The following is a 14,085-nucleotide window of genomic DNA, read 5'->3' as shown; positions in this document are numbered from 1 at the left end:
CGCTTGGCGCGTCATTGCTGCTGAACGCTGTCCAGGTAAACTTCAAAAAAGTCGTTGTACAAAACGTCGCCGTGGTCAGGGATCTCTGACCAGATGTCGGTGGTCTTGAAGCGCACGTTGTAAACCGGTTGGGGTGTGCCGAGCCCATCGGTCGGCCCTTTGTCCCAGTACAGGTAGGCGCCGTCGTACACCACTTCCACAACGCCCACTTTGTTGCGTAGGTAGCCGGGTAGCCGGGTATGGATGCCAAGTGGTACATCTTTGACGCAGACGGTGTCGCCGACTTTGAATTTGGGCTGGGTGGCGATGTTTCGATACGGGTTGTCGCCGGTCCAGAGGTAATCGATCACGCGTTCGGTGATCTGCGGATTGCCTTTTTCGGGCAGTGGCGTGTCCGGGTTGTCGAGAAAACGCTGGGTCAGTGCGTCGAGTTCAGCAGCCTCGATATACCCACGTTCCACGAGGAATTCGGCCATCGCGCCTTGCCACTTGATGTAATAGCGGTACTTGAAATAGTCGAGCGGGTTCATGCCCTCGGCTTTAACCCGCAGGTCTGGCCAGGCCCAAATGCTGGTGCCCATCATCGTCGCGTGCACCCCAAATAGACGGGCCTCCCACGGCTGTACGAATACCCGCTTCTCCACCGTGACCGGGCCCAATCCTTCGATTCCTCCCAAAAACTGCTGAAGCTTCATGCGCGTGCTCCTTAAAAAAACCAAAAAAAACCCTCCGAGCCGTGAAGGCTTGAAGGGCTTATTTGCCGATCTGTCAGCGAATAGCTGACAGGTATGTATTTTCGGCCGGCGTCGATGACGCACGTGATGACCGCAGTTGGGTAAAGCAGGACTCGTGCCAAATTTTACAGAAAGAGAAGGGGGAAGTTGAAAGCTATTAAAAACAGATAGTTAGCAGGATTTGGTAACGGATGGGGAGGGCTCGGCCACCTTTCAGAGCTGCACTACGTTGGAACCAGTGCACAAACGCTGGGCAGCTGTGAAATTTTTGATACTGAAAAATACCTCTAGTTTGGATGCTGCCATCCTAGACTTTTAGAGCAAAGTTAGAATTTTCCTGTTGGTGTGAGGCAACCAGCCGACGATGACAAACACAGCTTTCACCCGATGCCCCGAATATCAGTGCAGCATTATTTCCCTCAAAATGGGGGATGTTTTCGAGCGTATCAAAGCGGCTGCCCCCCGATGTATCGTTCGATCCATGGACCCACATGAAAGGAGTCAGGATATGGAAATCGAGCGAAGAATTGAGAAATGGAACGATCTATGGATGATCGTTGCCGGGCGAGTGGTATGCACTGGCTGCCTGGAGAGCCAAGCGCTGGAAGATTGTGAGAGACCGTTTCTGCATGCCGGTACATGCGAGGCTAGCCATGGAAAAAAAGAATACCCGTGGGCTGCGCTTCACGAGATCCTAGACTGCGCGCGAGGGTGAACTGCCCGTTAGTGCTGGAGAAGGTCAATCTTCCTATCGATCTACTCAACCAGAACCTGGCGCTGATGACCAAGGAGCACATCGACTCGCGAAGCTGGCGAAGATATTCTTCAGGGAGCATCTGGAAATCTGGCACGGATGGGTGAGCGATGCGGCCGCACAAAGAATCCAGGCTTCGTTGTAATCGAATCACATTGCAGATGCGACGCTGGGCGTCGCATTTCGCGTAAGGGGCCCGCAAACCCTGTCAGCTTTCGACTGGTGCCGGGACATGCGTTTTCAACTTCGCCCGATTTTTTCGGTCTTGGACGCGTTGCCGCGAAGCTTGCTGCTTCGCCTGAGTGGCGGTCACAGTGCCAACTGCTTGACCGCCCAAGTCCAAGCGTGGCGCATTCTCTACCATGCTTGCCCAGTACCGAGTTCCTCGGCACCAAGTAGAAATTCCTAACTGGAGCTGTTCGCGGGTTAGTCCGAGTAGTTCCAAGTGTTGCTCAGCATCTTTGAGAATGCCTTCCTTGAGCGGAACCTTGGGGGACGGATTGACTGGGAAAGCCAATGGAAAATGCTTCTGCAATGGCCAGATCGCTTCTAACGCAGGATCCTGGCTGAGAGGCTTGGCCTGGGGGGAGGATTTGCACTTGAGGTCTGTCTGGATGACGGCCTTTGCTGGCTCTTTTTCAGCCCGCAGACGGTCACGTAGCTCCGCTAGTTGTTCAAAACCCATCGTTCAATACACTGCTTCGAGGTGGTTGCGTGGAGCTAGGATATTCGATGCGGCGCGCTTTAGCAGCTGTGACTGGAATATCGTCACTGGCTTCGTCGATACCAGATGGCAGCTCATGGCCGATTACTGCCTGTCGTGACGGGTAGTAATCGACGCTAAGCGGCCGTCACTTCAGGCAAAGATTGATCGAACTTAGCCCATCAGGTAATACAGCATTTGAGTCACGATGGGGCGCAATCCGGCGGTGTTATGATCTGGGCGTCTATTTCTGCCAAGAGATTGCCCATGGATCGCTTGTCTACCTTGTTGTCACAGTTCGGCGTGCGCGCAAACCTGTTTTACAGTGGCAAACTGTGCGGCTTGTCGTCTTACGACGGCGCTGACGGTCGTGGGTATATCCATCTGCTACAAGCTGGCAGTGTTACGTTACTGGGAGCCGATCGTAAGGAATTGCTGCTGATCCGGCCCAGCCTGATTTTTATGCCGCGCCCCAGCCGGCATCAATTGTTTGCCGGTGAGTCCGAGGGAGCTCAGTTGTTGTGTGCGTCAATGGAGTTTGAGGGTGGGGTCGATAACCCGCTGTCGGCTTCGTTACCCGATTGTCTGGTGTTGTCCCTGGATGAACTGCCAATGCTGGCCGATACGTTGAAATGGATGTTCGGCGAGGCGGCGGGTGCACATTGTGGTCGGGAGGCAGCGCTGGGACGGTTATTCGAACTGCTGGTCATCCTGTTGTTTCGACATCTGCTTGATCACAACCAGTTGCGTACTGGAATGATGGCTGGACTGGCTGACCCGCGGTTGTCGCGCTCTTTGGTGCAGATTCACAACGCACCTCATCGTGCTTGGTCAATTGCGGAACTGGCGAGCGAATCGAACATGTCTCGCGCGGCCTACGCGGTGCATTTCCGTGCCGTTATCGGGCAGACGCCCGCCGATTATCTGCTGAGTTGGCGTATCAGCCTGGCGCAGAAGCGACTTCGTGAAGGACGGTCGATTACACTGATCGCCTCCGAAGTCGGTTATGAAAGTCCTTCGGCACTTGCGCGCGCGTTTCGACGCAAGACGGGCTACAGTCCTCGGGACTGGATTAAAGACCTGGCAGGTTCAGATGATGGAGCGATGGCCTGAAACATCTAACTGCTCCGGGCCATCCCGGGTGGTCGATCATCGGCTCAACGGCGTTCCAGCTCCGTCAGAGAATGGCCAGCCACGAAAATCGAAGCGGCAAGTAACCCGATGTCTTTAAGTAGAAACTGACCTGGAGCGACCGTAATAGCGGGAAAACCGAGGCCGGGTTCGATCACGCCGGGGGTCGAGAACATGAAGCTCAAGGTGGTGAAAAAGAGTCCGGCAGAGAGCACGCCACCTATCAAAGAAAGCTTCGGTGACAGCAAGCGACCTGCAATCAGTATTCCGATCGAGACCTCCAGAACGCCAAGCAGATTGGAGAAGGTGTCGACACTGAAAATCTCATAAACCCAACCCAGGAAAGGGCTGTTGCTCACCAGCGGAACCAGTCCGACCGCTTCGTAGTGTGTGAACTTCATTCCGCCGAACCAGAAGTAAATGACGGCGAGCGCAAAATAGGCCCCGTAGATGCCAAGCGCCATGGTTTTGAACCCGAGCGTTGAAGGGTTTTGTGCGCTGTTGGTTTCGTAGTTCTCGATTCTGAAGGTTTTCATGATCAATGCTTCCAAGAGTGTGGTGAGGAACGCTAATCAGCAACCCTGCGCGGTGTGCGTTGGGAGTCGATACAGTGTTGCCTTTGTCCGCACGCTCGTGGCGTCTGAACGTATTGCGTTCGGTGCAGATCGTCTCGACTCATTCAGGTCTAAAGCGATCGCCATGCTCCCTGGCGGCACCATTTAAACCGTTTCTGAATGGCATAAAACAAGAGTCCTCGACGTCGGCTTTGGGTCGTTCTCTGCCGGTCGTGTCCACGAATCATGCCGGTCAAATCCGATGCAAATGACTGGTCAGGTCGAATGCAAATGGGTGGGCAAGTCCGTGCAATTACCCAGTTGGATCAGCGTGGCATCGACCACTGGGTTAATTCGGCGTCAGCGCCAACACCCACCTCGGTCTAGGTCTTTCTTGCTACCATCTCGCATCCTAGATTTTAGATGGAGCATGGGTGGATGGCCGTTAGCGAGAAAACGATAATTATCGAACGGATATTCGATACGCTTTACGACGAGGGGACCAAGACGTTTTCACGCACACTCGTTAGCGCAGCTGACGTCCAAGACGCGAAACGCTACTGCGCAGAGCACCACGGCATCAAAATGAAGCTAGACGGCAACCCGTTTAATTTCATGAAGGACATTGTCAGGGGTAAAAGCGCCTCGAAGATTTGGCCGCAACGACTGAAGGATTTGGAGATCGGCGGGGTCCAAAGGACAGGTGATGGAGCAATTTTCGAGTTTGTTCACGGGATAGCTGGTGCCCTTGACAGCCTCGACGAAGATTTTCTTCCATCTGACTCTACGCCAAGCTTCCCGGTGCAAAGCCTCAGCCTACCTCTGGCGTCGAAAGCGCTAGGTCGTACAGATGAATCATGGCTGCTTCAAGTAGCCGTGAACCTACGAATCATTGAGAGCCACTTTGCTAACGCAGCGAGCAGCCAGATTGATGCGTTGGAGCTCACGCACCTTCAAATGGACATCAAACTGAGAAAGGTTCAGATAGATGCACTATTCCGAGCGCTGCGCGCCGCACCTGATGGAAAACAGTCTGAAGTACTCATTACCGTGGAAGCTAAACAAGGTAATCAACGCATTTTAACTGAACAAATTGGCCGTCAGGTGATAGCCGCTTTCGAGTCGACTGATACTGATCTCGTCATCCCTGTAGCCATTGCAGCGATCAGAAACAAAGGGATTTATGTGGTCGAATTCGCAGCAGTGACCAGGGATTCGTTAGGTCAGTTTAGCGTCCCAACATTCCATCGAGACGCTATGTTCGTGCTTCAGCCGAAGGTAAAGGGCATTTAACTACGCGGGCTGAGTGGCTGACTGCCTAGGTTTTGGCGTTCCCTTGCGATCTCGCTGCTTGATTGGAACATTGATTTCGAAATGGCGAGAGGCCTGCCCCATGTCCATGGAAAGCAGTCGCTCATCCCCCATCAAAATAGCCCCGGTAGGACTGGAGGGTACCCAGCCAATAGCGTCAATGATACTTGCTGCGACTGCTCGAGCCAGTGGAGGAGGAACAGCGTTCCCGACCTGTCTCGCACCATGCCATTTCGTTACATGCGTGCGAAACCAGTCAGGGAATCCATGTAGACGAAGCATTTCTCGCACGGTGATGCAGCGCGGGTACTTATAGTGGATGGGTCTAGGGCTTGTGAATGCGCCCCGGGCAGAATCAGTGCCCGCACGAAGCGTGTTAGACACCCCGTTAGCGTGCAGCTTAAAGAATCGAGAGGTAGGCTCTACTTGGCCCATCTCTGTTGACGCAAATCGAGCACGAGATATTTCAGAATGATTCGTGCGAAGGCTGCTTGTTAGTAGCTCTTTGTTCCAGTTTCTTTTGTAGCCGTAGTAGGTCGACTCGGCAACCATGTCGCGAAGAACTTTGGCATAGGCACTCGGACGTCCCCACTTGACGGCTGTTGAATCACTTTCGATTAACGCATCGTAGTCTTCTGCATCAGGAATATCTCCCAAAGCATCTTGGCAGGACGGTCCTTCTGGCAACTGTGCATCGAGTAGCAGAGAGGATCTAGGCGATCTAGTTGTCGGCTCCGGGTACTCAGGAAGTCTTAGTCCGCGCTTGGCCCCAATCAGAATCAAGCGCTCTCGTTCCTGCGGTACGCCATAGTTTGCTGCATTGAGTACTCTCCAGGGCAGAACGTCATAGCCGTTGCTCTGAAACTCCTCGATGAGCTCAGCAAGAAACTGTTTATGTCGGCCAACCGTAATGCCTTTAACGTTCTCAAAAACAAAATATGAGGATTCCAGGCCTACGACAATACGAACAAAGTCTTTGACCAACGAGTTACGCGGATCGTCAAGGGCGCGCTGCCCCATTAGGCTAAAGCCTTGGCACGGCGCGCCACCAAAGACGATATCTACGTTTCGGCGGCCGATGTTCGCCGCATCACGAATATCCTCAGCAGTTAACGAGGATACCGACTGAGGAATCACCACACAGTTGGGGAAATTGTAAGAGTGGACGGCAGCATGGATTGGGTCGATCTCAACGGCAGCTACCACGTCAAAGCCTGCCTGCTCGAAGCCCAGGGACATTCCACCAGCCCCGGCAAAGAGATCTATTCCAATTGGTCGTGTCATCTGCATTCCTCCCTCGGCGAGAAAAACCTTCGCCTTCATACGAGGCGTGGAATTTACGCGATTCTGGATCAGATGTCGATCGGTTTTTTGCAAGGACCAAGGAACGCCGACAAACGACACCGCAAGGAGTGAAGATCCTTGAGCTCGCACTGCCATACGGTCAAAACGTCCCACCCCCTGAGACGAAGGGCATCCTCGGTACAGCGATCCCGGTGGCGATTACGATCAATTTTAGGTTCCCAGTACTCCAAGCGGCTTTTGGGTAGGCGTCCCTTTGGGCAAGCATGCCCATGCCAAAAGCAGCCGTGAACAAAAATGATCTTACTTTTTTTCGCAAAAACGATATCTGGTTTTCCGGGCAAATCCTTCCGGTGCAACCTGTACCGATAGCCCATGGCGTGGAGGACTCTACGTACGACCATTTCCGGGCCGGTGTCAACGGTTCCGACGGATTGCATGATTTTGCGTCGCTGTTCTGTGGAGCGGAGGTCGACCATTGATCCTCCAGATATCCCGCCTATGCGTAGGTTAGAAATATTTCGACGCCCCTTGGCTCGTATTTACAAGCACCCCGTGCTGCAACGGAACGTTGTGCACGTAAGGGGCGCTAGCCACATCACATCAATTTGACGCCGCGCGAAGCTCCTCAAGCCCAAATATCGCATTCGGTGGAAATAGGCCCACCCGCTCAATTGCAGCACGAGCTTGAGCGACCTCTGGAGTGAAGATTACAACCGCCAAATCCTTCACTGCACGGGAACAGCAAACATAGAAGAGCCTTCGCGTACGGTCCAGGACTGAGTCAATTCCGGCTTCAATGTTCTCCTCGTCCCTCTCAGATAGGGGAACGAATCCAAAGTATTTTCCATACGAGAAATGGCTATGCGAGCCCTCCTCCTCATCCAAGATCACAAGGACACGCTCGAACTGCGCCCCCTTCACACCTTGCTGCGTCGCGAAGGGAGACTCCTCCTCGATATATTTTCGATACCCCCAAAGTTCGGTTGCTCTACATTCTAAGAAAGCGACCAAATTTTTGAATCCGCTGCTACCGTCATCGGCTGGCTCTGGCTCTGGCTCAAGAAATGGATTGAATCGCTCATCTAGCAAGAGCATTTCGCTCCCTCTAACGTGAATCAGGATTTCCTTGATTGTCGCGTTCGATTCTTCCCCAAGCATATCGACTAGGACATTCACACTGTGTTGAAGCGTTTGAAGAATGGTAGGGGCATCCTGGTTACGAATGCGTTCGGGTTGCAGCAATGGGCACTCTGCCTTCAGGTAATCCATAATCGTAAATTGATCACCTGCCCGTGCCGCTAGGACTATCGGGAGTATGATCTTTAGCAGCGTTCGGAGAGGCCACGCACTGCCGTCCTCAAGGCCACTTTTCAGACTATCGGGCGCCTGATCGTGCAGCGCAGCATAGAGGTTGTGGAACCCCAAGCGTGCAGCAGCCATTCGATGGACTAGAACAAGCAAACGGACATCCGCGTCAGTATTGTCACTCAACCATAATGGATCATCGGTAGCCTGTCGCAACCACCGTCGGATAGCGTCCAGGCGCTCAGTCCGGTGTTCATCTGCTGGAAGCACGAAAATCTGGGCCGACCCGACGACAGGCTGAAATACTCCATCCACTTCGATAGTCCGACCGCGAGTTTGCTCAAGGCCATCACCGGATGCGCGAATCGCATTCACAACATCAAGAACCGAGGTTGGGCATCGAAAGTTCTCAGGTTTGGTGATCTCGCGCCAGCTATGTTCAAGTACTATCGGTCCTGCGCCAGTCATGTAGATTTTCTGCATTGGATCGCCAAAAAAACCAACACAGATATTTGGTTGCTCGACAGCGATACACCTTAATGCCTCAACCACAATCGGGTTGGTATCTTGACTTTCATCCACGAAAATATAAGGAAAGCGGTTAGAGATAAGCTGGCGCAAGAGCGGATGAGTTTCGATGCAGGCAGGAGCCAACTTCAGAATATCGTCGTGGCCCAATACACCGGCAACGTAGTCACTTCCCATTCCGTAGGTAAACTGTGGCACCCGGTCTAAACAAGCCATCTCTACTTCTAACTCAGCAATCTCCAGAATAAGGCGGTCTTTGGTTCTTTGTTGTATTCTGGGCTTATCGTGGTGTTCTTGTTTTACCGAGATTTTTTCGCGAATTCGATCAGCAACCCAATGCCGAATATCGACCTGAAACTGACTAATTACTGACCACAAAAAGCTATGGATAGTCGAAACGTGGAAAAGTGGCGCGTTTCCCACATCTCCCCAGATCTCACACACTGCGACTTCGGTGTAGGTAACGCACGCAATTTTTTGACCCGCTCGACGTAAAGCTGATCCACGGGTGACAGCAAGATGTTGGAGCGCTTTTATTAGTGACGTGGTTTTACCAGCACCAGCGCCGGCGACCATGACGAAAGACCTCGCTGGCTGTTCATCTAGGCAATCACGGAGCTCAATGTCAGCCTGAGTGTCAGGCTTTCCTACACGACTAGTCATGCTGCACCCTCTTCCGCAGCATCTCGTTCAACCTCATTCTGAGCGTCCTCTACTTGGGGGGCTATTTCACTTTCAAGCCAAGCGAGCCCCTCAGCAATATAGGTCGGGACCTGCCAAGTGTGAGGGTCCTGAGCCAATAGTCCGAGTGCGAAGTCGGTCTTGTTGAAACTGTCACCCTTTACGCGCTTATGTATACGTTCGACCAAAGAGTTCAAGTCTTTATCGGCGGCACGCGGAATCCTCAGCTTCAAATCGTTTCGGGACTTATCCTGGCACCAAGCAAGGTTTTCCAGAGCAAACGCCTCTTCAAGCGTCCTTCCAGCTAACGCCTTAGTCTCATCTCTCCATGTGACATTGATACGGGATTGGTAGGCCACACGAACCAATGAAGTGCTCTCGTCTACTCGCTCCTGAGTCTTATCTTCTGGACTAGCGGCAAAAAGCTCAGCAATAGTTCCGCATTTTGGTAGCCACTGAATCAACGTCTGATTTGAAGTCACTGCATCGGGATGCCCCGCGATACAAGCTTTGCCGGGTTTAGGAGCCGCGCCCTCAATTTGATCCTCCTCCTCAAGGTCTTCTACCTGATTATCTTCCGCGTCCTGATCGCCTCCATCATTGGCAGCCTCAAGCACTGCAACCTGCTCGGGAACAACCTCCTCAGCCTCAACTGCCGCAGGACCAACAACACTATCAAGATCAGTAATGATCAGTGCAGTAAGCCCTAGAAAGTCGATCAACGATTTGAACCGGTAACCAAATGCGCCGCCAATTTCGAGAATGGTGAGGTAGGTTGACTGAAGCCGAGGTGCAGCGATCTCAATCATCTGCGGGAGAAGCAAGCGTTCGACATTGCCCTCGACCAGCACTGCGGCATCGGCAAAGAACAAATCGCAATGAGTCAACTTGAGGTAGCGCTCCAGAAAATTCCGAACCCCGTCATCGGTCTGCTCGTAAAAAACCGACAGGTTCAGTACTTCCGAGCGATCCCCAGCTTGGCCCCTACGCCGGAAATATCTTATCGGTCGAAAGCCGCGCTCGTACAAAATGTGAGCCGAATGGGTCGTCACCACGACTTGGCTGTTGCAGTGAGAAGCGTCCTCTGCACTGAGTTTTAGGATATCCAGGACCTTGCGGATAAACGCCTGTTGTAGCTGTGCATGAAGGTGAGCCTCCGGTTCCTCAATGAAAACCAAATGCAATGGCGGCCGATTTTCCTCAATTGCCAACCATTGCGCATGAAGATCCAACAACTCAACGACCATGAAAATAAGGTTCTTGAAACCTAGGCCGTTGTAGCGATCTGGAAGCGTTGGTGGCTCAATACCGTTCTCCAAAGCTCCTAGGGCGTAGTGAACCCGAGCACCATCGCGGCTATTCATGATTACGGAGGGATCGAGTGCGGATTTAATAATTAGCCGCGGGTTGCTCAGGCCTGGGTAGCCTAGTTTCGATAGGCTTTCTAACGTCGGCTCGAAAACCCGCTGAAGGTGCTCATTAAGCATACTCTCGGAGTTTGCGAGTGCTCTGAGCGCATCGACATCATCCACCTTCTGCTCAAGATTCCGACTATAGAAGCGGCTGAGAACCCGTGAGAGGTCCTCTGCCCGCGCACCTCCTGGACTGTCCGAAAGATGGCGTTGCGCATGGAGGAAGTCCACTTGGATAAGTGAGCTCAATATTTCACGACCACTCCGGCCCTTTCCAGGTATTAGCGCAACGGGTTCATAGCCTGGCTCAGCGGCCATATGTGCATCAAAACGTGCCGGATCAAGCACGAAGTAGCGCAACTCATACTCGTCATTAAGCTTATCGCGAAGATAGTCTTGCAAATCCTTGGGAAAAGGATCGAAGGGAGCCTCTACACGCTGCTCTTTGGCGACAGCTGCCAAAGCGCGTTCTCTGATCTCTCGGTACTTGGTTTGCGTTACCTCTGGATTGATCGGAACAAAGGCTACACGCAAGCCGACAAGAGAACCCTGCCATGCCAAGCTGGGAAGCAGGTCGATGACGCGGTGAACATCAGCCGCACCGATTTCAAGCCAGATATCAATCGACATTGTAGGCAGGGCCGCATTCGCACGCCCCTCGCCGAACGCAACAAAATGCGGCCAAAGATCGGAACTGAAATCGTGGAGCGAAAACTTGCCCTTACCCGTAAAAAGCTGGAGAGCGTGACCGGCCGAAGTCTTGCCGCTATTGTTCGCTCCAACAAAAATCGAAATATCGGATGCGAGATCGATAACAACGTCGTGTAACCGACGAAAATTTTTGATGCACAGCTTCTTCAAGTACATTGGTCGCCCCCTGCAACTGTTGACGGCTCGGTTTGGAGCCCTAATCCCTCAAATCGCCTTTGCTTGCGACTGTGTCAAACTAGCTGATTAGGCATGAGAACGGAATAACAGAGGTCTCAATGACTGTCGCCGAAGCACGCAGCCTGAAAGCTCAGAGTTGCAGCAAAAAAACACGCGCCCCCAGAATGGGGGGACAATTGGGGGGACAGAATAGTTAGCAGCAGGAAAACCCAGTAAAACCTAGGAAAATATCAAAAATAACGCCGCCCACAAGCCGGCTTTTTAATGCCCAGAAAAACCCGTCCCAACCCCTGAAGCATCAGTATTGGTAGCGCAGCGTCACCGCAAAATTGCGTGGATCACCGTAGTACAGGCCGCCGAAGTTGTTCGAAGTGGGCAAGGACTGGTAGTAGACCTTGTCCAGAACGTTGTTGAGGTTGTACTGCACGCTGAACTGTTGGTTGATCTGGTAGTGCGCATGCAGGTTGAGCAAGGTGTAGCCGCCCTGCTTGATGTCGTACCCGGTCACGTCGGCGGCAGTGCGGCTCTGTGCATAGACATCGCCGCCCACACGCCAGTGGTCGAGGACACCGGGCAAGCGGTAGTCGGTTGCCACCTTGAGCAGGCGGCGCGGGATCTTGCGGTAGTAATCCGAACCCTTGCTGGCGCCCGCCACATATTCGGGATCGCTATAGGTATAGCCAGCGCTGACATTCCAGTTCTCCAACGGCTCGCCGGAAACTTCCAGTTCGAAGCCACGGTTACGCACTTTTGCGCCTGTTTCATAGCACTTGCTCGTCCCCGTCACACCACAGGTGGGCGACACCGGCAACGCCTCGGGCATGTTCTCCAAGCTGGTCTGGAAGATTGCCAGCGAGGTGTTCAGCCGACCATCGAAGTATTCACCCTTGATGCCGGTTTCGTAATTCTCGCCTTCGATCGGGTCAAGCAAGGTATTGCCGACACCGTAGTAACTCTGTGTCTTGTAGATCTCGGTGTAGCTGGCATACCAGGTGTGGTGCTTGTCCAGGTCCAGCACCAGCCCGGCATATGGCACCAGCCGGCCATTCTCCCGGTATTGGTCATTGGTGTAGGGGCTGGCCACCTTGTAGTCCGACCAGCTCACCCGCGTACCGACGATCAGGCTCAGGTCATCGGTCAGGCTGAAGCGCGAGGCACCATACAGGCCACGCTCCTTGCGGGTGTAGTTGTAGTCTGCGCCGATAGCATTGAGGATCGGGCTGGGCAGGGCACTGTAGTCGAAGTCGGTGATGTCGATCGTCGGGTTGTTGGTGGCGCTCTTGATCACCGCGTCGAACTCGTCCTTGCGCGTGTTGGCCCCGAGCATCAACTGATGCTTGCGCCCGAACAGCTCGAAGGGCCCGGTAGCATAGAGGTCCAGGGCGAACTGGGTGTCTTCGTAATCGGCCTGGGAGACGGTCATGCGATAGTTGTCGCCCGCTACCCGGTTCGGGTACGCGGAGAGAAAGTCGGCGTTCGACCAGATCGCATTCATGGCCAGGGTCAACTTCCACTCGTTGTCGAAGGTGTGCGTGAGGTCGCTGAACAGCGTGTAGTTGTTGCGATCCAGATGGGCCCACTTGCCGTTGAGGTTGGTGGAACGCGAAAGCGGATAGAAGGAGCCGTCACGACGAGTGTTCAAGCCGCCCCAGTCATAGCCGTTCTGGTTGTCTTTCTGGAGAGTGGCGCCCACCGTCAGTACGGTGGAATCGTTCAGATCCGCCTCCCCCACCAGGTACAGCAACTGGTTGTCACGCTCGGAGCCGTCGCGATAGCTGTTGGCGTTGTTGTAGTAGGCCACTGCACGGCCGCGAACATTGCCCGTAGGGGTCAGTGGCCCGGAAACATCCACCTGGCCACGGTAGTTGTCCCAGGAGCCTGCCCCCAGCTCCGCGCCCAGACGAAAGTCCTGGGTCGGCCGTTTGCGTACCAGGTTGATCGCCGCCGACGGGTTGCCCGTGCCCTGCATCAGGCCGTTGGCGCCGCGTACGACCTCGACGCGGTCATAGATGGCCATGTTCGAGGTGGACATGACGTCCATGGAGTAGTTTTCCGAGATGTTGGTCGGAATGCCGTCATATTGCAGGTCGCTGATCTCGAAGCCGCGCGAGTAATAGGTGGAGCGATCAGTGCCGATCTTGGTGAGGGTGATACCGGTCGCCGTGCGCGCGATGTCGTCCAGGCTCTGGATGTTCTGGTCGTCCATCCTCTTGCGGGTGATCACCGTCACCGACTGCGGTGTTTCCCGCAGGCTCAGGGCGAGCTTGGTTGCCGTGTTGGTCGAACCCGTGGTGTACGAACCGGTGCCCTCGGTCGTGGCGCCCAGGCCCTGCCCGTTGACGGTGGTGGCACCGAGCACGACCGCGTCCGAGGAACCGTCCTGGACCAGCAGATACCCACCATTGGCCTGGCGCTGAGCGCGCAAGCCGCTGTTGGACAGCAGCAGCGCCAGCCCCTCATCGACCCCATAGGCACCATCAAGGCCCGGGGTGGTCAGCGCGTGGATCTGCCGCGGATCGAAGGAAATCGTCACACCCGCCTGCACGCCGAACTGGGTCAGCGCGCTACCCAGCGGGCCTGCGCCGATGTGGTAGGCGATACGGCTCTGGGCGTGAGCCGCAGCAGGCATCAGCACCACCCCCGGCACACTCGCCATCGTCAGGCTGAACATCGCCAGGCGCACTGCGCGGGGCAATGAGATCGAGGGGGAGAAGCAAAGCTGGGGCATGAAATGATCCTTCTGTTGTCTTGGCAGAAATCCGCTGTCATCGCGGCTCCT

Annotated in this window: 10 protein-coding genes and 1 pseudogene; 3 read left to right on the top strand and 8 right to left on the bottom strand. The window is 54.2% G+C overall.

The genetic code is table 11. The annotated features are described in order from the left end of the window. Positions 1-11 precede the first annotated feature (11 nt). Entirely contained in the window at positions 12-695 is a 684-nt protein-coding gene (gene nthB, locus V9K84_RS25070) for a nitrile hydratase subunit beta (protein WP_034139341.1), read from the bottom strand. Positions 696-1,460: 765 nt separating this feature from the next. Between nthB and V9K84_RS25065 the strand changes: the two are divergent. Beyond that, positions 1,461-1,633, top strand: a pseudogene (locus tag V9K84_RS25065) (histidine ABC transporter substrate-binding protein); the annotation flags it as partial. Positions 1,634-1,696: 63 nt separating this feature from the next. Here the strand turns inward: V9K84_RS25065 and V9K84_RS25060 are convergent. Next, on the bottom strand, positions 1,697-2,173 hold the full coding sequence (locus V9K84_RS25060; RefSeq protein WP_034139343.1) for a ProQ/FinO family protein: 477 nt from the start codon (positions 2,171-2,173) through the stop codon (positions 1,697-1,699). 285 nt (positions 2,174-2,458) lie between these two features. Between V9K84_RS25060 and V9K84_RS25055 the strand changes: the two genes are divergently transcribed. After that, on the top strand, positions 2,459-3,304 hold the full coding sequence (locus tag V9K84_RS25055; protein WP_017338310.1) for an AraC family transcriptional regulator: 846 nt from the start codon (positions 2,459-2,461) through the stop codon (positions 3,302-3,304). 44 nt (positions 3,305-3,348) lie between these two features. Here V9K84_RS25055 and V9K84_RS25050 read toward each other — a convergent pair whose 3' ends face one another. Continuing rightward, entirely contained in the window at positions 3,349-3,858 is a 510-nt protein-coding gene (locus V9K84_RS25050; protein WP_200645981.1) for a DUF417 family protein, read from the bottom strand. 456 nt (positions 3,859-4,314) lie between these two features. Between V9K84_RS25050 and V9K84_RS25045 the strand changes: the two genes are divergently transcribed. Further along, positions 4,315-5,169 (top strand): hypothetical protein, encoded by an 855-nt coding sequence (locus V9K84_RS25045; protein WP_017131371.1) that lies wholly within the window; start codon positions 4,315-4,317, stop codon positions 5,167-5,169. Here the strand turns inward: V9K84_RS25045 and V9K84_RS25040 are convergent, their stop codons facing one another. The 5 genes from V9K84_RS25040 to V9K84_RS25020 all read right to left on the bottom strand — a co-directional run bounded on the left by V9K84_RS25040 (position 5,170) and on the right by V9K84_RS25020 (position 14,034). Next, on the bottom strand, positions 5,170-6,471 hold the full coding sequence (locus tag V9K84_RS25040; RefSeq protein WP_256345762.1) for a DNA cytosine methyltransferase: 1,302 nt from the start codon (positions 6,469-6,471) through the stop codon (positions 5,170-5,172). Between the two features lie 68 nt (positions 6,472-6,539). Further along, the gene (locus tag V9K84_RS25035) at positions 6,540-6,929 is read right to left on the bottom strand and encodes a very short patch repair endonuclease (protein WP_338794415.1); all 390 of its coding nucleotides are present in this window, start codon (positions 6,927-6,929) and stop codon (positions 6,540-6,542) included. 163 nt (positions 6,930-7,092) lie between these two features. After that, on the bottom strand, positions 7,093-8,988 hold the full coding sequence (locus V9K84_RS25030; protein WP_338793041.1) for a UvrD-helicase domain-containing protein: 1,896 nt from the start codon (positions 8,986-8,988) through the stop codon (positions 7,093-7,095). Then, complete coding sequence (locus V9K84_RS25025; protein WP_177010351.1) at positions 8,985-11,285, bottom strand: ATP-dependent endonuclease; 2,301 nt, start codon at positions 11,283-11,285, stop codon at positions 8,985-8,987. The genes V9K84_RS25030 and V9K84_RS25025 overlap by 4 nt, the downstream gene beginning before the upstream one ends. Before the next feature lie 319 nt (positions 11,286-11,604). Then, the gene (locus V9K84_RS25020) at positions 11,605-14,034 is read right to left on the bottom strand and encodes a TonB-dependent receptor (protein WP_256582783.1); all 2,430 of its coding nucleotides are present in this window, start codon (positions 14,032-14,034) and stop codon (positions 11,605-11,607) included. Between the last annotated feature and the right edge of the window lie 51 nt (positions 14,035-14,085).

Source organism: Pseudomonas sp. AE27, from assembly GCF_037113495.1.
In the GTDB taxonomy this organism is placed as follows: domain Bacteria; phylum Pseudomonadota; class Gammaproteobacteria; order Pseudomonadales; family Pseudomonadaceae; genus Aquipseudomonas; species Aquipseudomonas palmensis.
The sequence above is the reverse complement of the archived record's forward strand: the minus strand, read 5'-3'. Positions and strand labels throughout refer to the sequence as shown.

Coding starts and splice junctions, on each gene's coding strand:
- nthB (WP_034139341.1), bottom strand. CDS start 695: ATGAAGCTTCAGCAGTTTTTGGGAGGAATCGAAGGATTGGGCCCGGTC.
- V9K84_RS25060 (WP_034139343.1), bottom strand. CDS start 2,173: ATGGGTTTTGAACAACTAGCGGAGCTACGTGACCGTCTGCGGGCTGAA.
- V9K84_RS25055 (WP_017338310.1), top strand. CDS start 2,459: ATGGATCGCTTGTCTACCTTGTTGTCACAGTTCGGCGTGCGCGCAAAC.
- V9K84_RS25050 (WP_200645981.1), bottom strand. CDS start 3,858: ATGAAAACCTTCAGAATCGAGAACTACGAAACCAACAGCGCACAAAAC.
- V9K84_RS25045 (WP_017131371.1), top strand. CDS start 4,315: ATGGCCGTTAGCGAGAAAACGATAATTATCGAACGGATATTCGATACG.
- V9K84_RS25040 (WP_256345762.1), bottom strand. CDS start 6,471: ATGACACGACCAATTGGAATAGATCTCTTTGCCGGGGCTGGTGGAATG.
- V9K84_RS25035 (WP_338794415.1), bottom strand. CDS start 6,929: ATGCAATCCGTCGGAACCGTTGACACCGGCCCGGAAATGGTCGTACGT.
- V9K84_RS25030 (WP_338793041.1), bottom strand. CDS start 8,988: ATGACTAGTCGTGTAGGAAAGCCTGACACTCAGGCTGACATTGAGCTC.
- V9K84_RS25025 (WP_177010351.1), bottom strand. CDS start 11,285: ATGTACTTGAAGAAGCTGTGCATCAAAAATTTTCGTCGGTTACACGAC.
- V9K84_RS25020 (WP_256582783.1), bottom strand. CDS start 14,034: ATGCCCCAGCTTTGCTTCTCCCCCTCGATCTCATTGCCCCGCGCAGTG.